The sequence below is a fragment of the Curtobacterium sp. MMLR14_010 genome (genome assembly GCF_001865015.1).
Taxonomy (GTDB): domain Bacteria; phylum Actinomycetota; class Actinomycetes; order Actinomycetales; family Microbacteriaceae; genus Curtobacterium.
In genome coordinates, this window is record NZ_MJGV01000079.1 from 301,633 (window position 1) to 319,577 (window position 17,945).

The following is a 17,945-nucleotide window of genomic DNA, read 5'->3' on the forward strand; positions in this document are numbered from 1 at the left end:
ACTTGGCACCGTAAGTGTCACTGACGTCCCACCGCGCTGACAGATCGGATCACCGTGAGCTGGCCCGCGATCTCGTCCGAAGAACTCTGGTTCGAGTCGAAGTACGCGGGGTTCGGCGTCGCGGCGAGCCGCCGCACCGCCCTCGGGCATCCGTACCGTGCGGCCGTGCCGCCGCGCATCGCCGATCTCGACCCGCGCGTCAGCTCGTCCGTCGCCGCGCTCGTGGACGACGCAGTCGAAGCGCTGGTCCGCTTCGATGCGCAGCTCGGCGGTGAGATCGCGCCGTTCGCCGCGCTCCTGCTCCGCTCCGAGGCGGCCGCGTCCTCGCAGATCGAGAATCTCACTGCGAGTGCACGGGCGATCTACACAGCAGAACTCGGTGATGACTCGCGGCAGAACGCCGCGCAGATCGTCGCGAACACCCGGGCGATGCAGAGCGCCCTCGAGCTGGCCGACGACCTCACGCCCACGTCCGTGCTCGCGATGCACGCGGCGCTGCTCGACGGCCACGCCCATCATGACGCTGGCGTCTGGCGGACCGAGCCCGTCTGGATCGGTCGGAGCGCCGACAGCCCGGCCGGAGCCGACTTCGTCGCGCCCGCGTCCGAGCGTGTCCCGGCCCTGGTCGACGACGTCATGGCGTTCTCGCGGCGGACCGACCTGCCACGACTCGTGCAGATCGCCGTCGCCCACGCACAGTTCGAGACGATCCACCCCTTCACCGACGGCAACGGCCGTGCGGGTCGCGCGATGATGCAGGCGATGTTCCGGGGGACCGGGCTGACCAGGAACGTCACCATCCCGGTGTCTGCCGGCCTGCTCACGGACACCGCCGGGTACCACGCGGCGCTCGACGCCTACCGCACGGGCGAGGTCGAGCCGATCGTGGTCGCCACCGCAGAAGCGGCCTTCCGCGCAGTGAACAACGCGCACGAGTTGGTGGACGACATCCACGCGGTCCAAGCCGGGTGGCGTGCGACCGTGACGGCGCGCGCGGACTCCGCCGTGTGGCGCGTTCTCGAGGTGGTCGCGCGGCAGCCCGTCCTCACCGGGGCATCGCTCTCGGCACAGCTCGGGCCGTCGGTCAACGTCTACCGCGCGCTCGACACGCTCGCGGCGGCCGGGGTGCTCGTGGGGAAGTCGGAGCACAAGCTGCGGGCCAAGGTCTGGCGCAGCGACGACGTCCTGCAGGCGCTGGACGCGTTCGCGCGCCGAGCCGGGCGTCGGGGCTGACCCGCCGGGGCTGACGACCCCGCTGGTACCCTCGGGACCGCAAGTGTGTATCTACCGGCCGCCGCACCTCGGCGGACAGCGGCGGCACCCGATGGGTCCGCAGCTCCACGGCGGGCCGAGAAGGCACACCACGACATGCTCCAGGCGCGCTCCGCAGACGCTTCCCTGATCGCCCACGCCGGGCGCTCCTACTTCCCGATCGCGTTCATCGCCAGGCTCCCATTCGCGATGATGGTGGTCGGCGTGCTGACGCTCGTCGTCGCCTCGCGTGACTCGGTCGCACTCGGGGGCATCAACTCCGCGTTCGTCGGCATCGGCTCGGCGATCGTCGGTCCGATGGTCGGTGCAGCAGCCGACCGGTTCGGGCAGCGGACGGTCCTGGTCCCCGTCGGCCTGGCGAACGCCGTGCTGCTCGGGGTCTTCGTGCTCGTCGTGCAGAGCACCGCCCCGGACCTCGCCGTCCTGGCGCTGTCGTTCTTCGTCGGTGCCAGTGCACCCCAGGTCGCCCCGATGTCCCGCACCCGGCTGGTCGCGATCATCCGGCAGCGCATGGCGGCGGGCCGGCAGGAGAAGGTCCTCAGCGGCACGATGGCGTACGAGTCCGCCGCCGACGAGACGGTGTTCATCATCGGGCCGTTCCTGGTGGGACTGCTCGCGAGCGCGATCGCCCCGTGGGTCGCGGTCGCCGGGGCATCGGTGCTCACGTTCGTCTTCGTCACGGCCTTCGCCCTGCACCCGACCGGCCGCCTGGCCGTGGGAGAGCAGGCCGAGGTCACGCAGGCACCCGCCCGCCAGCTGCTCCGCCCGCGCCTCGTCGTGGTCGTCGTCGGCATCCTCGGGATCGGGTTCTTCTTCGGCTCGACGCTCACCTCGCTGACGGCGTTCATGGAGACCCACGGGGAGTCCTCGCAGGCAGGACTGCTCTACGGGCTCATGGGCATCGGGTCGGCGGGCCTGGCCCTCGGTTCGGCGGCGTTCCCACGGGCGTTCGGGATCGGCTGGCGCTGGCTGGTCTTCGGCGTCGTGCTGCTCGGCGGGGCGATCGCCTTCGCCTCGGCGGACTCCGTCCTCGCCGTCGGGATCATCCTCGCGGTCATGGGCATCGGCATCGGCCCGACGCTCGTCGCGCAGTACAGCCTCGGCTCGGACCGCTCCCCGGTCGGCCGGTCCGCGACGACGATGACGATCCTCGGGTCCGCGGTCATCGTCGGGCAGTCGCTCACCTCCGCGGTCGTGGGCGAGGTGGCCGAGTCCTCGGGCACGCAGGCGGCGATGCTGTTCCCCGCGATCTCGGCCGGGATCGTCGTGCTCGCCGCGGTGGTCAACCTCGTGCTGTCCCGCCGCGACTGAACGTTCCCCTGACGACCGCTGTGGGAAGCGGGATCGCGCGTGGGTGGCTGGAAGGAACGACCTCCCACGCGCGTTTCGAGCACCTCGCGCGATCCAACCTCCTACGCCGTCTGGTTCCCCCGGCGGCGGACCTCCGGGATCACGAGCTGTGGCACGGCGCGCTTCATGAACTCGTCGAAGTCCGGCACGGTGAAGGCCGCATAGCCGTGGTCTGGCGTGTAGAGCAAGCCCATGTCGATGAGTTCTGCGCGTGTCGGGCCCAACTGCGTTGATTCCCGCCGCAGGACGCGTGCGACGTCCGAGGCCTTCGCGGGATCCGGTCCGAGCTCCGCCATCGCCCGGAGGTAGGCGGTCTGCAAGGGTGTCGAGCGGTTGAGTCGCACGCGGAAGAACGAACCGTCGAGCTTGGCGAGGTACCCATCGCGGGCAGTGTCGATGTCCTCGGCCGTGATGGTGGGACCTTCGGCGATCTCCCACACCTGGTAGCCGAGCTCCTGGATGAAGTAGGGGTACCCCTTGGTGATCTCGAGGGCGAGCGTCACCGCATCCTCGGTGAAGCGCGCCCCCTCCCGCTCCGCAGGTGTGGTCAGCGCATCGCGCGCGTCGGCTTCTGCGAGGGAGTCCACCATCGGGAAACGGAAGAGGCGCTCCGCGTAGGACTTCGCGTCCCCTGCCAACTCGGCGATCTGCGGGAGCCCAGCACCGACGAACGTCACGGGCAGGCGGCGCTGCACGGTCTTGTGCAGGGCCTGGATCAGTGCTTCCAGTTGTCGAGACTGGAGGAACTGCACCTCGTCGACGAGGATCGCGATGCCCCGACCGCTGTCCTGCGCGGCTTCACCGACCGCGACGAGGACGTCGGTCAGGTCCATCGCCAGGTCGCCGTGGTCCGCCAGACCCTCGGCGGGCGCGACATCCCAGGTCATCGTCCATGTGCCTTCGGGATTGACGGAGAGCGCGAACGACGTCAGCACCTCTGCCGCCCGCCGCGCACGGTCGTTCCACCGCTTGCGCGGGGAGATCTGCAGGAGCGCCGACCGCAGGAGTGATGCGAAGAGCTGGCGGAAGTGCGCGTCCTCGTGCTTGCTCGCCTCCACTTCGACGACTTCCCACTTCGCCGCTCGTGCTTGCTCCGCGAACTCGTTGAGCAGCACGGTCTTGCCGACGCCACGCAGACCGGTGAGGATCATCGACTGCTCGGTACGTCCGCGTCTCAGGCGCTCCAGCAGGACACCGAAGGCCCGCACGTACTCAGCACGCCCGGCCACGATCTCCGGCGTTGCCCCGGCGTTGGGCGTGTAGGGGTTCCTGATGCTGTCCACGAGATGATGTTAAGGGCCTTTCCCCACTTTATCTCGATGTCATAAAGTCGGATAAGACATGTAAACCTGCCTAGGACTCCGTGTCGTCGACCAGTAGGTCCTCGTGGCGGTACTCGTTCGAGCGCAGCCCCGCGCGGGCGATCATGTGCGTCGACACCGGCACCAGGAACAGCTGGAACACCATGATCGGCAGCACCACGAAGAACGCCGTCCACGTCCACACCGCCACCACGATGGCGGCGAGGGCGAAGGCCAGCCCGAGCACCTGCGGCTTCGACATCGCGTGCAGCCGGACGAGCGGGTCGGGGAAGCGGACGATCCCCACGCCGGCGCCGAGCGACAGCAGGGACCCGACGAGCAGCAGCCCGAGGGCGATCCACGCGCGGACGCCGGCACCGTCGACGAAGGACTCGATGACCTCGATCACGATCCCTCCTGTCGTCGTTCGGGGGTGGTGGCGTCGGTGCCCTCGTCGGAGGGGTCGGACGAGGGGGTCACGGCGCGGGCGACGGCGATCGTGGCGAACACGCTCGTCGCCGCGATGACCACGAGCACCGGGATGCCGGCGAGGTCCTGCCGGACGACCATCGCCGCGGCGATCACGACGAGGACGGTGGTGAGCACCATGTCCGAGCCGATCATCCGGTCGAGGATCGTCGGACCGCGCACGATCCGGAAGACCGCCATCGCGAGGGTCGCCCCGAGCAGGGCGAGGACCAGTGCGATGCCGATCCCCATGACGACGACTGCTGCGCTCATCGGGTCACCTCCGGTGGCGGGTCGGACAGCTCGGACACGTCCTGCTTCGAGCCGACCGCCCGGATGACCAGGGCGTCGATCCCGAGGGCCTCGCGCTTCGCAGCCTCGACCTGCTCGACCCGTTCGGTGTCGAGCACGTGGAGCAGCAGTCGGCGGCGCTTCAGGTCGACGTCGGCGACGTAGGACCCGGGCACGAGCGACACGGCGAGCGTCGCCAGCGTGAAGGTCATCTCCGACGTGGTGTGCAGCTGCACGAGCACGATCGAGCTCCGGCGGACACCGCGTGGTCGGACGGCCACCCAGGCGACGCGGAACGACGCCCGGAACACCAGCCCCGACCAGACCACCAGGAACCACAGGAACCGCAGCGGGGAGAACCGCGTGGACAGCGGCACCGGCGGCAGGGGCAGCAGCTGCGTCACGAGCAACGCCACGACGATGCCGCAGAGCAGCGTCAGCGGGCTCCACGATCCCCAGAGCAGTGCCCACAGGACGGTCAGTCCGGCGGCGAGCGGCACGTCGTAGCGCCATGCGACGACGATGCGGCGGGCATTGGCGATGCGGCGGGTGTCGTCCCTCATGGGCGCTCCCCGAGGACGGCCTGCACGTACTGCACCGGGGACTCGAGCGACTGGGCGGCGCGGGTCGCGTAGCCGTAGAGGGGTCCGGCGACGACGGTCAGGGCGACCGAGCCGAGCACCGCGACGGTGGTCACGGCGACCATCATGCGGGGCAGGCGCACCTTCTCGCCGTGTGCAGGGGACGGACGGGAGGCTCGCCCAGCGCTGGCAGCGTCGGTGACGGTCACCGAGCCTCTCCCCACTCGCTCGGCCGCCACGTCGCTTCGCGACGCGTCGGTACCGGCTCGGGTGGGCCCGGCCAGGACGGAGCCGTCGGTCTCGGAAATCGTGACCGGCGCCGGTTCCGGCGCGCGGAGTGTCTCGTGCGCCTCGGCGACGGCGGCGTGCGGGGCCGCCGGCTCCGCGGCGGGCTTCGGCCGCCAGAAGGCGGCGTCCCAGACGCGCATGAGTGCGTAGAGCGTCAGGAGCGAGGTGACGACCCCGGCGCCGATCGTCACGTACGCCAGGGGACTGCCGTCGACGGCGGCGGCACGGAACAGACCGAGCTTGCCGATGAAGCCGGAGAACGGGGGGATGCCGCCGAGGTTGAACGCGGGGACCAGGTAGAGCGCGGCCAGCAGGGGCGCGGCCTTGAGCAGGCCGCCGAGCGACCGCGTGGACGTCGTCCCGCCGATGCGCTCCATCAGGCCGGAGACCAGGAACAGGGTGGTCTGCACGACGATGTGGTGCACCGTGTAGAACACCGCGGCAGCCGTCCCCGCGACGGAGCCCAGGCCGACGCCCATCACCATGAACCCGATGTGGCTGATGAGCGTGAAGGACAGCAGCCGTTTGACGTCCGTCTGCGACACCGCGCCGAGCACCCCGACCACCATCGTCAGGGTGGCCACGACGAGCAGCACCCCGTTCAGGTCGGGGCTCGGGAAGATGATCGTCTCGAGCCGGATGATCGCGTAGATGCCGACCTTGGTCAGCAGGCCGGCGAACACCGCGGTGACCGGGGCCGGGGCGGTCGGGTACGAGTCGGGCAGCCAGAACGCCAGCGGGAACACGGCGGCCTTGATGCCGAACCCGATGAGCAGCATCGTGTGCAGGAGCAGCTGCACGTGGTCGGGCAGCCCCGCGACGCGCTCGCTGATCTGGGCGATGTTGACCGTACCCGTGGCGCCGTAGACCAGCCCGATGGCGGAGAGGAAGATCGCCGACGCGATGAGGCTCGTCACGATGTACGTCGTGCCGGCCCGCACGCGCTGTTCGCTGCCGCCGAGGGTGATCAGCACGTAGCTGGCCACCAAGAGCATCTCGAACGCGACGTAGAGGTTGAAGAGGTCGCCCGCGATGAACGAGTCGAGCACGCCGGCGGCGAGCACCAGGTAGGTCGGGTAGAAGATCGTGACCGGGGCCTCGCTGTCGTCCGCGGCCAGGCCCTGCCCGATCGAGAACAACAGGACGACGAGCAGCACGCTCGCGGACACTGTCAGCAGCAGGGCGCTCAGGCGGTCGACGACGAGCGAGATGCCGTACGGGGCATCCCACCCGCCGACCTGCACCACGATGGTGCCGTGCTGATCGACGAGCACCATGAGCGTGGCGGCGACGGCCAGGGCGACGACGAGCACGGCGACCGTGATCGCGCGCTGGATCCGCTGGTGCCGGAGGAGCCCGAGGGCGACCGCCGCGCCGAGCAGCGGGACGAGGACGAGGAGCGGGACGAGGAAGGTCATCGGGATCCCTCGCGCTCGTCGGCGGGTGCTTCGTGGTGACGTTCATGGCCGTCGTCGGGCGTCGAGCCGGTGTCCGTGTCCGTGTCGATCTCGGTGTCGTCCTCGTCGGTCGTCTCGCCCCGTGCCCGGCGGATGGCGACGTCGGCCTCGTCGACCTCGACCTCGTCCGCGCGGGACAGCGTCCACGAGCGGTGGATCAGCGCGAGCAGGAAGGCGCTGACGGCGAAGGTGATCACGATCGCGGTGAGGGCGAAGGCCTGGGGGAGCGGGTCGGTGATGCCCTCGGCGGACTTCCCGATCGGCGGGTCGCCCGCGGCGCCGGACATCACGAGCAGCAGCAGGTTGAGCGCGTTCCCGAGCAGCAGGAACCCGAGCAGCATCCGCGTGAGCGAACGCTCGAGGAGCAGGTAGACACCGCAGGCGAAGAGCACGGCCATCGCGATGACGAGCACGAGTGTGATGGTCATGCGGAGACCTCCTCGGGGTCGCGGTCGGCTTCGATCGTGTCGCGGGTGGACGTGCGGGAGTCCTCGAGGCGTTGCCGGTCGACCTCGGCGCCGAGGCTGCGCAGCACGTCGAGCACCAGGCCGACGACCACCAGGTAGACGCCGATGTCGAAGAACGTCGCCGTGACGAACTCGACGTGCCCGAGCACCGGGACCGTGGCCTCGAAGAACTCCGAGTACAAGGCTTCCTTGCCGAAGAAGAGCGGGACGATCGCCGTGATCGCGGCCGTCGCGACCCCGAGCCCCAGGAGGCGGCCGGCCCGCACGGGGGCGGCGGCACCGAGTTCGGCCGGGCCACCGGCGAGGTAGCGGGCCGCGAGCGCGATGCCCGCGACGAGGCCGCCCGCGAACCCACCGCCCGCGGCGTTGTGCCCGGCGAACAGCAGGTACACGGACAGCACGATCAGGCCGTGGAACAGCAGACGGACGACGACGTCGAGCAGGGCGCTCCGGCCGGTCGGCAGCGCGGCGCTCGTCGGCAGCCAGGCGCGGGGCTCCCCGTCGCGGCGCTCGTCCGCGGACTCGGGCAGGTCGCGCAGGCGGGGCAGGGTGTCCTCGCGCGAGTTCACGAAGATCAGGCTCGCGACGCCGGTGGCCGCGGCGACGACGACCGTCAGCTCGCCGAGGGTGTCCCAGCCGCGCAGGTCGACGAGGGCGACGTTCACGACGTTCAGGCCGTGGCCGAACGAACTCGTCAACGCGGGCAGGTCCGGCCAGATCGGCGTCGCCGTGCGGGCCGAAGCGGCGACGATGACGACGATCCCCAGCGTCAGGCCGGCCAGCCCGGCGAACAGGGCCCGGAGCACCCGGAAGCGCGAGGGGTTCGCGGTGGCGATGCGCGGGGGGAGCCGGCGGAGGACGAGCACGAAGGCGATGAGCGTGACCGTCTCGACGACGAGCTGGGTCAGCGCCAGGTCGACGGCGCCGTGCAGGACGAACAGCACGGACATGCCGTACCCGGTCACCCCGACCAGGACCGCCGCGGCGAACCGGGTCTTCGCGGAGAGCACGGAGATGGCGGCGATCGACATCACGATGACGACGGGGACCTGGCCCCACGAGTCGGCGAACCGCACGTGGAACTCCCACGGGCCGCCGAGCACCAGGTTGGCGAGGGCGCCGGCGACGAACACCGAGAGGATGACCGTCAGGTAGTAGGGGAGCGAACCGCGCTGCACGAAGGCGGTCAGACCGGTCGCACCGTGGTCGAGCCCCCGCATCATCCGACGGTACGTGCCCGCGGCGCTCGGGGACCCGGCCAGGCGGTGCTGCAGGGCCTCGACGCGGGTGCGGGCGAGGAACAGGGCGACGCCGCCGAGGAGCGTCAGGGCGGAGATGCCGAGCGCGGGCTCCAGGCCGTGCCAGAGCGCCAGGTGCGGCACGGGCTCCCCGGACCGTGACGCGGCTTCCGCTGCCGGTTCGATCCCGTGGGCGACGACCGGCGTGAGCAGCCCGAGCGCGAGCCCGGCGAGGCCGAGGACCGACGGCACGACGCCGAGTCCGTGCAGCGCGTGCGGTTCGGTCTGCTCGACCCCGGGCTTGCGGCCGAAGGTGCCCCAGAGGAAGCGGAGCGAGTACGCGACGGTGAGGACGGAGCCGATCGTGACACCGATCAGCGCCACCCAGGCCCAGGCCGCACCGGGACCGTGCAGGGCCTCGACGAACCCGGTGAGCACGGCCTCCTTCGCGACGAAGCCGATCGTCGGGGGGATTCCGGCCATCGACACGAGGGCGAGCACCGCGACCGTCGCCAGCCACGGCATCCTCCGGCCGACCCCGCTCAGCTTGGTGAGCTCACGGGTGCCCGTGACGTGGTCGACGGTCCCCACGACCAGGAACAGCGTGGACTTGAACGTTGCGTGCGCGACGAGCAGCGCGACCCCACCGAGGGCGATCGCGGGCGTGCCCCAGCCGGCGGCGAGCACGAGGAACCCGAGCTGCGCGACGGTGCCGTAGGCAAGCAGGAGCTTGAGGTCGGTCTGTCGGAGCGCCCGGTACCCACCGACGAGCATGCCGAGCACGCCGAGGACCGTGATGGTCTCCCGCCAGCCCCCGAGCATCGCGAACGCCGGGGCGAGGCGCGCGACGAGGTAGATCCCCGCCTTCACCATCGCGGCGGCGTGCAGGTAGGCGCTGACCGGTGTCGGCGCGGCCATCGCGGCCGGCAGCCAGAAGTGGAACGGGACGATCGCGGACTTCGTCAGCGCACCGAGCAGCACGAGCACGACGGCGACCGTGACGACGGGCCCCGACGGCGCCTGCTCGACGATGGCGGAGAGCTGCGTGGTGCCGGTGCGCACCGACAGGACGACCAGGCCCGCGAGCATCGCCAGGCCGCCGGCCGTGGTGACGACGAGGGCCTGCATCGCAGCGGCCCGGCTCGCCCGCTTGACCGAGTCGTGGCCGATGAGCAGGTACGAGAAGACGGTCGTGGCTTCCCACAGGATGAACAGCACGATGACGTCGTCGGCGATGACCAGGCCGTACATCGACCCGGCGAACGCGGTCAGGACGCCGGCGAACCGTCCGAGCCCCGGCTCTTCCGGGCCGAAGTACGACGCGCAGTAGACGAGCACGAGGGCGCCGACCACGGAGACGACGAGCGCGAGCACCCACGACAGGGCGTCGACGCGCAGGGCCAGTGCGAGGTCGAGCTCCGGCACCCAGGTGAAGCGCTCGGTGACCCCGCCGTGCAGGGCTCGGTCCGTCTGCGTGACGGTGAGCACCGCGGCTGCGGCGGGTGCGAGGGCGGCGAGGTAGAAGACGCGGCGACCGAGGAGCGGCGTGAGGGCCGGCACCAGCAGGGCGACGACGGCGAACGCGACGAGGACGGTGACCATGGGGCGCCTCCTCGGGGTCGGGCGTGACAGTCCGGCTCTGGGTGGCTCACAGGCTACCGAGAGCCGGATGCACAGAACCTGTGCGGCCGGACAGGAAGCGCACGCCGTGGATCAGACTGCGAGCACCACTCTGCCCGCGCCGCCTACCGCCCGTACGCCCGCGCCGGGATCTGTGTCGCGAGCTTCCCGCCCGACACGTCGAGCAGTGTCCCCGTGATGTACGACGACGCGTCGCTCGCCAGGAACACGAGCAGGTCGGCCACGTCGTCCGCCGTCTCCCACCGCCGCAGCGACAGCGTGTCGAGGAGCCGGTCCTGCGCCTCGGTCGGCATCGTCGCGAAGCCGTTCATCGCCGTCGGCACCATGCCCGGCGCGTACGCGTTCACGGTGATGCCCCACGGCCCGAGCTCCGACGCGAGCACCCGGGTGAAGGCCACCACCGCCGACTTCGACGCGGCGTAGGCGGCGCTCCCGACGCTCGGCACGATGGCCGCGAACGACGCCGCGTTGATGATCCGCCCGCGTCCAGCCGCCTGCATCACCGGGGCCACGGCCTGGCTCATCAGGAACGTCCCGCCGAGGTTGACGTCCATGCAGCGCCGCCAGGCGTCCCATTGCAGGTCGGCGACGAGCCCGTCGACGTTCACGCCCGCGTTGTTCACGAGCACGTCGATCGTCCCGTGGGGCTCCACGACCGACGCGATCGCCTGCTGCACGGACGCGGGGTCGGCGACGTTGCACACGACGTGTTCGAGCGGGAAGTCCGGGTCGAACGCCAGGTCGAGGGCGACGACGCGGGCGTCCTCGGCGGCGAAGCGGTCGGCGAGCGTCCGTCCGATGCCGCGCGCCGCCCCGGTGATGACGACCACGCGGTCGCGGAGGTCGAGGTGCATGGGGAGCTCCTTCTCGGCCGACGGCCATCGTCGGCGCCAATAGGCATACCATTGCACGATGACGACCGCGGGCGCGAGCACGGACAGCACGAGCACGACCACGACCACCGGACGCGTCCTCTGGGTCACCGGCGGCGGGAGCGGCATGGGCGCAGCAGCGGCCCGCACCGCCGTGGCGAGCGGCTGGACCGTCGTCCTCAGCGGCCGCCGCACCGACCGGCTGGAGCAGGTCGCCGCCGAGGTCCGGGCAGCGGGCGGCACCGCCGACGTCCTGCCGCTCGACGCGAGCGACCCGGACGCCGTCACGACCGCCGCCGCCACGATCGCCGAGCGGCACGGCCGTCTCGACGGCCTCGTCCTCGCCGCGGGGCTGAACACCCCGGCCCGTCGCTGGGACGACCAGTCGATGGCCGACGTCCGCGCGGTCCTCGACACGAACCTCACCGCGGTGCTCTCGGTGGTCGACGCCGCCCTGCCGGCCCTCCGCACGAGTCCGACGGGCGGCGTCGTGGTCGTCGTGTCCTCGTACGCCGGGTGGTCCTTCCAACCGGGGGCCGGCGTCGCCTACTCGGCCTCGAAGACCGCGCTCGGGTCCGTCGTCCGCAGCCTGAACCAGCAGGAGGCGCCGCACGGCGTCCGCGCCACCCACCTCTGCCCCGGGGACGTCGCCACGGACTTCCTCGACCAGCGCCCCCAGGTGCCGGACGCCGCCGCCCGCGCCGTGATGCTCACGCCCGAGGACATCGGTCGCACCATCGGCTTCGTCCTCGACGCCCCGGCGCACGTCCGCGTCGACGAGCTCGTGATCAGCCCGGTCGCACAGCGGTGATCTTCGACCGCGTGCTCGACGGGCTCGGGCAGGCGATCGTGGACGGCACGCTGGCGACGGGCCACGCCGACAGCATCGACGGCTTCGTCCGACGCACCGGGGCGAGCCGCAGCATCGTGCGCGAGGCCACCCGCGTCCTCGTCGGCCTCGGCCTCCTCAGCGCCGGACGCCGGGTCGGCCTCCGCGTCCTGCCCCGCGAACAGTGGGACCTCATCGACCCGCGCGTGGTCGGCTGGCGCCTCGCCGGCCCGGACCGGGACACCGCGCTCGCCGAACTCCGAGCCCTGCGTCGAGCGGTCGAGCCCGAAGCCGCCGCGGCCGCCGCGGACCGGGTCGCGTCCGCCTCGCACCCACCCGACGCCCTGGAGGCCCTGGTCGCCACCGCCGACCGGCTCACCACCGCGGGTGCGGACCCCGCCGCCTTCGTCCGGTCCGACCGCGAGCTGCACCGGAGCCTGCTGGCCCTGTCGGGCAACGCGGTGTTCGAGCGGCTGGCGCGCGTGGTCGAGCGGGCGCTGGACGAGCGCGCGCACCTCGAGCCCGACCCGGTCGACGTCGACCTGCACGTCCGGCTCGTAGAAGCGGTCGTGCGCGGGGACGCCCCCGCGGCAGCTGCGGCGATGCGCACCATCGTCGACCGCACGTGACCGCGCGCGCCTGACCCGCACGGACGATTGCACCCGCGGGTCCTGCGCGAGACGGGACCGGCCACCTGACGGGCGGCCGGGTGTCTGCCGGACAGGTGCCGAGCCTCCCGTCCGTGCCCTGCCGGCCCGCGTACCGTCCGCGACATGCGCACCCGGACCGCCGTACCCCTCGCATCGCTCGCCCTCCTCGTCCTGACCCTTGCCGGCTGTTCCGCCGGGCCCGACGCGGAGGACGACCGCTCGTCGCGGGGCAGTGCGACGGCTCCGCCGGCCCCGGACGACCTGGCGAGCGGTGAGGTGGTCCCCACGGGAGCCGTGACCGACGTCGCGACCGACCTCGAGGCACCGTGGTCCGTCGTGCTGGTCGACGACACCCCGCTCGTGAGCCTCCGGGACTCGGGGGACGTGCTCGAACTCGCCGAGGACGGCACCCCGCGCACCGTCGGCACGATCGACGGCGTCCGGCACGGCGGCGAGGGCGGACTGCTCGGCCTCGCGGTGCGCGACGACGACGAGCTCTACGTCTACTCGACCGGCGAGGACGGCAACCGCGTCGAGCGCTACCCGCTCACCGGCGACGCCGGCTCGTACGGACTGGGCGACCCGACGACCGTCATCGACGACCTGCCCGCGAACAGCTTCCACAACGGCGGCCGGATCGCCTTCGGGCCCGACGACATGCTCTACGTGACCGTCGGTGACGCCGGCGACCGGTCCGAGGCCCAGGACCGGGACGCGCTCGCGGGCAAGATCCTGCGCGTGACCCCGACCGGTGACGTGCCGGACGACAACCCGTTCGACGGCTCCCCGGTGTGGTCCCTCGGACACCGCAACGTGCAGGGGCTCGGCTGGGCGGACGACGGCACGATGTTCGCGTCGGAGTTCGGGGAGAACGCCTTCGACGAGCTCAACGTCATCGAGCCGGGCAGCGACTACGGCTGGCCCGAGGTCGAGGGGACGGGCGGCACCGACCAGGGCTTCGTCGACCCGGTGCAGCAGTGGACGACGGACGAGGCGAGCCCGAGCGGCCTCGCGGTCGTCGACGACACCGTCTTCATCGCCAACCTGCAGGGCCGGGTGCTCCGCTCGGTGCCCGTGTCCGATCCGTCGACCTCGCGCGAGTGGTTCGCGGATGACTACGGCCGCATCCGCACGGTGCTCGAGGGCCCCGACGACACGCTCTGGTTCGTCACGAACAACACCGACGGCCGGGGCTCCGCCGGTGCTGGCGACGACCGGGTCCTCTCCGTGGGCCTGTCCGACTGACGCGGGCGTACTGTCCGGGGCATGCCAGCTCTCACCGACACCTTCGCCCTGTCCAACGGACTCCACATCCCCCAGATCGGCTTCGGCACCTGGCAGATCCCCTCGGGGTCAGAGGCCTACGACGCCACCCGCGCCGCACTCGACGCCGGGTACCGCCACATCGACACCGCGCTCGCCTACGGCAACGAGGCCAGCGTCGGCGAGGCCGTCCGCGACAGCGGCGTCCCGCGCGACGAGGTCTTCATCACCACGAAGCTGCCGGCGGAGATCAAGACCGCGTCCGGCGCGCGCGAGGCCTTCGCGGAGTCGGCGGGCAACCTCGACCTCGGCGTCGTCGACCTGTACCTGATCCACGCGCCGTGGCCCTGGAGCGACATGGGCAGCGACCACCGCGCGGGCAACGTCGAGGTGTGGAAGGTCTTCGAGGAGCTCTACGACGCCGGCAAGACGAAGTCCATCGGCGTCTCGAACTTCGCCGTCCCGGACCTCGAGCACCTGCTCGGCCAGACGGACGTCGTGCCGCACGCCAACCAGATCCGCTGGTTCATCGGCAACACCCAGGACGACACCACGGCGTTCTGCGCGGAGCAGGACGTCCTCGTCGAGGGCTACTCGCCGCTCGCCACCGGTGGCCTGCTGTCGAACACGGCCATCGCCGACATCGCCGCGAAGTACGACAAGACCGTCGCCCAGGTCGCGATCCGCTACCTGCTCGAGAAGGACGTGCTCCCGCTGCCGAAGTCGACCACGCCGTCGCGCATCGCCGAGAACGCCGACGTCGACTTCGTCCTGGCGCCCGAGGACGTCGCGGCACTCGACGCCCTGCAGGACACGACCGACTGACCATGGCGTCGATCACCGACCTCGTCCCCGACCCGACCGCGCTCGAGCGCATCGCGACCGGCAGCACCTGGGCGGAGGGGCCGTGCTGGATCCCGGGGACCAGGACGCTCCGCTGGTCCGACATCCCGGGTGACCGCATCCTGCAGTGGCACGCCGACACCGGTGCGGTCGATGCGTACGCCGAGGGCGTCGAGTTCACGAACGGCCGCACGCTCGACCTCGACGGCAGCGTCGTGCAGTGCTCGCACGGCAACCGCCGGGTCGAGCGCGACCGGGACGGGGTCGTCACGACGATCGTCGACGGGTGGGACGGCCTCCGGCTGAACTCCCCGAACGACGTCGTCGTCACCACCGACGGCACGGTCTGGTTCACCGACCCCGCCTACGGCATCACGCAGCCGCGGGAGGGCCACCTCGGGGAGCGCGAGTACGGCGACCACTGGGTGTTCCGCTGCGCGCCCGACGGATCGGACCTGCGCCCGGTGGTGCTCGACGCCGACGAACCCAACGGCCTGGCGTTCGACCCGTCGGAGCGCGTGCTGTACCTCGCGAGCTCGGACGGGAAGCGCCCGGTCATCCGCGCCTACGACGTCGACGGCGCCCGGGTGAAGAACGGCCGGGTGTTCGCGACGCTCGAGCCCGGGGAAGGCGTGCCCGACGGCATCCGCGTGGACGTCGACGGCAACGTGTGGTCCTCCTCCGGCCGGGGTGTGGTCGTGTTCGCCCCGGACGGCTCCCGCGTCGGCGACGTCCCGGTGCCGGAAACGGTCTCGAACCTCTGCTTCGGCGGCGACGACGGCACGACCCTCTTCCTGACCGCGACGACCTCGGTGTACCGCATCGCCACGACAGCGCGGGACGCCGCCGCGCGCTGACGTATCCTGACTCGGCCATGCAGTGCGACTACTTCGACCGCGGGGTGTGCCACTCGTGCACGCTCATGGGGCAGCCGTACGCCGACCAGGTCCTCGACAAGGAACTCCGCACACGCGAGCTCCTGCACGACGCGGTCGAGGAGGCGGGCGGACCCGGTGCCGTCGCGTGGTCGCCCGCGATCACGAGCCCCGAGTCCGCCTACCGCAACCGGGCGAAGATGGTCGTGGGCGGATCGGCCGAGCACCCCACGATCGGCATCCTCGACCACCGGCAGCGCGGGGTCGACATCCGGCACTGCGGCATCTGCACGCCGGGGATCCAGCGGGCGCTCCCCGTGCTCGCCGACTTCGTCACGTCCGCCGGGCTCATCCCGTACGACGTGGTGGCCCGCCGCGGCGAGCTGAAGTACGTGCTCGTGACGGAGTCCCCCGACGGCGAGCTCATGGTGCGCTTCGTGCTCCGCTCCGAGGGTCAGCTCGCCCGCCTGCGCTCTCGGCTCGGCGACCTGCTCCTGGCGCTGCCGACCGCCGTCGTCGTGACCGCGAACCTGCTGCCCGAGCACAAGGCCGTCACCGAGGGCGAGCGCGAGGTCGTCCTCACCGAGCAGGAGACCCTGCCGATGCGCCTCGGCGCCGTGACCATGCACCTGCGCCCGCAGAGCTTCTTCCAGACGAACACGACCGTCGCCGCCGCCCTGTACGCCCAGGCGTCGGCGTGGATCGACGAGGTGGACCCGACCTCGATGTGGGACCTCTACTGCGGCGTCGGCGGGTTCGCCCTGCATGCCGCACGCCTCGGTCGTGCCGTCACGGGGATCGAGACGAGCGCCGAGGCCATCCGCTCCGCCAAGCAGTCCGCGCGCGAGGCCGGCCTCGTCGACCTCCGGTTCGCGGCCGACGACGCGACCGAGCACGCCCTGCGGTCCCGTCCCGAGCAGACCCCGGAGCTCGTGGTCGTCAACCCGCCGCGGCGGGGCATCGGCCCGGCGCTCGCCGACTGGCTCGAGGCCTCCGACGTCCAGCACGTCGTCTACTCCAGCTGCAACCCGGTGACCCTGGCGAAGGACCTGGCGCGGATGCCGTCGCTGCGGCTGCGCCGCGCGCGCGTCCTCGACATGTTCCCGCAGACCGGCCACCTCGAGGCCGTGACCCTCCTGACGCGCGTCTGACCGGCTGCTGACCGCGCCCTGGTCGCGACCCCAGTGCGGCCTGGAGGCTCGTGGCGGCGCCGTCCCGCGCCTCCAGTGCGCCTGGGGGCCAGTGGACGGCATTGCCAGCGAATTCGCATGATCGCGTACCCTGGCCCGCCCGATCGGCGCGCACATGGGGATCGACGCCTACAGGAAAAGAGCGGGGTCCGCATCATCCTGGGGTGGAACGCTTGGTCTCGGTTTGATAACGACACGGAGTTTCCTATGGTTGCCGACCGTGACACCGGCGCGTTCCACTGCCCCCGGTGACACCTCAACAGACCGCGATCGGTCGGGGTGGGCAGTGGGCGTCGTGATCCGACGAGCGGCCCCGGTGGAGCAACAGATGAAGAAGCAAACCCGTACCCGCGCCGTCCTCGGTGGACTCGCCTTCGCCGGAATCGCTGCGGCGGGCGTCGGGCTCTCGGCACCCGCGAACGCCGCCGACGGCGCCACGTGGGACGCCCTCGCCCAGTGCGAGTCCGGTGGCAACTGGGCCATCAACACCGGCAACGGCTACTCCGGCGGCCTGCAGTTCACGCAGGGCACCTGGGCCGCCAACGGTGGCGTCGGCAGCCCCGCGAGCGCCAGCCGCGAGACCCAGATCGCCGTCGCGGAGCACGTCCTCGCGTCGCAGGGCTGGGGTGCATGGCCCGCCTGCTCCGCGAAGCTCGGGCTGAGCGGCACCGCTGGTGCTGCGCCGGCCGCCATCCCGCAGCAGGCCGCGCCCGCGCCGGCACCGGCTGCTGCCGCGCCGGCAGCGCCCGCGGCTCCGGCAGCACCCGCCGCAGCTGCTCCGGCTCCGGCCGCGCAGGTAGCGCCGAAGGCGACCGCACCGGCCCCGGCAGCGGCTCCCGCCGGTCCGTCGAAGCCCGCTGCGGTGAAGACGAGCGGCAAGACGTACACGGTGGCGTCGGGCGACACGCTCGACACCATCGCGACGAAGCTCGGTGTCGACGGCGGCTGGATGCAGCTCTGGGCCGCCAACACGACGACGATCGACAACGCGAACCTGATCTACGCGGGGCAGACGCTGCAGCTCCCGGCCTGATCTCGGTCGACCGACCACGACGAACGCCCCACGACT

At 71.8% G+C, this 17,945-nt stretch carries 17 protein-coding genes; 9 read left to right on the plus strand and 8 right to left on the minus strand.

What is annotated here, in order from left to right:
• Positions 1-54 precede the first annotated feature (54 nt).
• A complete protein-coding gene (locus BIU98_RS16620) occupies positions 55-1,233 on the plus strand; it encodes a Fic family protein (protein ID WP_254787983.1) in 1,179 nt (392 codons plus the stop codon).
• Positions 1,234-1,368: 135 nt separating this feature from the next.
• Positions 1,369-2,583: an MFS transporter gene (locus BIU98_RS16625; RefSeq protein ID WP_071279003.1), complete on the plus strand. Its 1,215-nt coding sequence runs from the start codon at positions 1,369-1,371 to the stop codon at positions 2,581-2,583.
• Positions 2,584-2,684: 101 nt separating this feature from the next.
• On the opposite strand, the gene BIU98_RS16630 is transcribed toward BIU98_RS16625, so the two are convergent.
• The 8 genes from BIU98_RS16630 to BIU98_RS16665 all read right to left on the minus strand — a co-directional run bounded on the left by BIU98_RS16630 (position 2,685) and on the right by BIU98_RS16665 (position 11,208).
• On the minus strand, positions 2,685-3,905 hold the full coding sequence (locus BIU98_RS16630; RefSeq protein ID WP_071279005.1) for an ATP-binding protein: 1,221 nt from the start codon (positions 3,903-3,905) through the stop codon (positions 2,685-2,687).
• 70 nt (positions 3,906-3,975) lie between these two features.
• Positions 3,976-4,332: a monovalent cation/H(+) antiporter subunit G gene (mnhG, locus tag BIU98_RS16635; protein WP_175481397.1), complete on the minus strand. Its 357-nt coding sequence runs from the start codon at positions 4,330-4,332 to the stop codon at positions 3,976-3,978.
• A complete protein-coding gene (locus tag BIU98_RS16640) occupies positions 4,329-4,664 on the minus strand; it encodes a hypothetical protein (protein ID WP_071279007.1) in 336 nt (111 codons plus the stop codon). Before BIU98_RS16640 ends, mnhG begins: the two co-directional genes overlap by 4 nt.
• Complete coding sequence (locus tag BIU98_RS16645; protein WP_071279009.1) at positions 4,661-5,245, minus strand: Na+/H+ antiporter subunit E; 585 nt, start codon at positions 5,243-5,245, stop codon at positions 4,661-4,663. The genes BIU98_RS16640 and BIU98_RS16645 overlap by 4 nt, the downstream gene beginning before the upstream one ends.
• Entirely contained in the window at positions 5,242-6,969 is a 1,728-nt protein-coding gene (locus BIU98_RS16650) for a Na+/H+ antiporter subunit D (RefSeq protein ID WP_071279011.1), read from the minus strand. Before BIU98_RS16650 ends, BIU98_RS16645 begins: the two co-directional genes overlap by 4 nt.
• On the minus strand, positions 6,966-7,436 hold the full coding sequence (locus BIU98_RS16655) for a Na(+)/H(+) antiporter subunit C (RefSeq protein ID WP_083393336.1): 471 nt from the start codon (positions 7,434-7,436) through the stop codon (positions 6,966-6,968). Before BIU98_RS16655 ends, BIU98_RS16650 begins: the two co-directional genes overlap by 4 nt.
• Positions 7,433-10,315, minus strand: a complete 2,883-nt coding sequence (locus BIU98_RS16660) for a Na+/H+ antiporter subunit A (protein WP_071279013.1) — start codon at positions 10,313-10,315, stop codon at positions 7,433-7,435. The genes BIU98_RS16655 and BIU98_RS16660 overlap by 4 nt, the downstream gene beginning before the upstream one ends.
• Before the next feature lie 143 nt (positions 10,316-10,458).
• Positions 10,459-11,208 (minus strand): SDR family NAD(P)-dependent oxidoreductase, encoded by a 750-nt coding sequence (locus BIU98_RS16665; RefSeq protein WP_071279015.1) that lies wholly within the window; start codon positions 11,206-11,208, stop codon positions 10,459-10,461.
• Between the two features lie 58 nt (positions 11,209-11,266).
• On the opposite strand from BIU98_RS16665, the gene BIU98_RS16670 reads away from it, so the two are divergent.
• From BIU98_RS16670 to BIU98_RS16700, 7 genes are all read left to right on the plus strand, one after another.
• Positions 11,267-12,037 carry an SDR family oxidoreductase gene (locus BIU98_RS16670; RefSeq protein ID WP_071279017.1) on the plus strand — a complete coding sequence of 257 codons (771 nt, stop codon included), beginning with the start codon at positions 11,267-11,269 and terminating at the stop codon, positions 12,035-12,037.
• Complete coding sequence (locus BIU98_RS16675; protein WP_071279019.1) at positions 12,034-12,684, plus strand: FadR/GntR family transcriptional regulator; 651 nt, start codon at positions 12,034-12,036, stop codon at positions 12,682-12,684. The genes BIU98_RS16670 and BIU98_RS16675 overlap by 4 nt, the downstream gene beginning before the upstream one ends.
• 144 nt (positions 12,685-12,828) lie before the next feature.
• Positions 12,829-13,950, plus strand: coding sequence for a sorbosone dehydrogenase family protein (locus BIU98_RS16680; RefSeq protein ID WP_071279021.1), 1,122 nt, complete (start codon positions 12,829-12,831; stop codon positions 13,948-13,950).
• Positions 13,951-13,971: 21 nt separating this feature from the next.
• Positions 13,972-14,793 carry an aldo/keto reductase gene (locus BIU98_RS16685; RefSeq protein WP_071279023.1) on the plus strand — a complete coding sequence of 274 codons (822 nt, stop codon included), beginning with the start codon at positions 13,972-13,974 and terminating at the stop codon, positions 14,791-14,793.
• 2 nt (positions 14,794-14,795) lie between these two features.
• A complete protein-coding gene (locus tag BIU98_RS16690) occupies positions 14,796-15,668 on the plus strand; it encodes an SMP-30/gluconolactonase/LRE family protein (RefSeq protein WP_175481398.1) in 873 nt (290 codons plus the stop codon).
• A 17-nt stretch (positions 15,669-15,685) separates the two neighbouring features.
• Positions 15,686-16,837: a 23S rRNA (uracil(747)-C(5))-methyltransferase RlmC gene (gene rlmC / locus BIU98_RS16695; RefSeq protein ID WP_071279025.1), complete on the plus strand. Its 1,152-nt coding sequence runs from the start codon at positions 15,686-15,688 to the stop codon at positions 16,835-16,837.
• A gap of 367 nt (positions 16,838-17,204) precedes the next feature.
• Complete coding sequence (locus BIU98_RS16700) at positions 17,205-17,909, plus strand: transglycosylase family protein (protein WP_071279027.1); 705 nt, start codon at positions 17,205-17,207, stop codon at positions 17,907-17,909.
• Positions 17,910-17,945 lie beyond the last annotated feature (36 nt).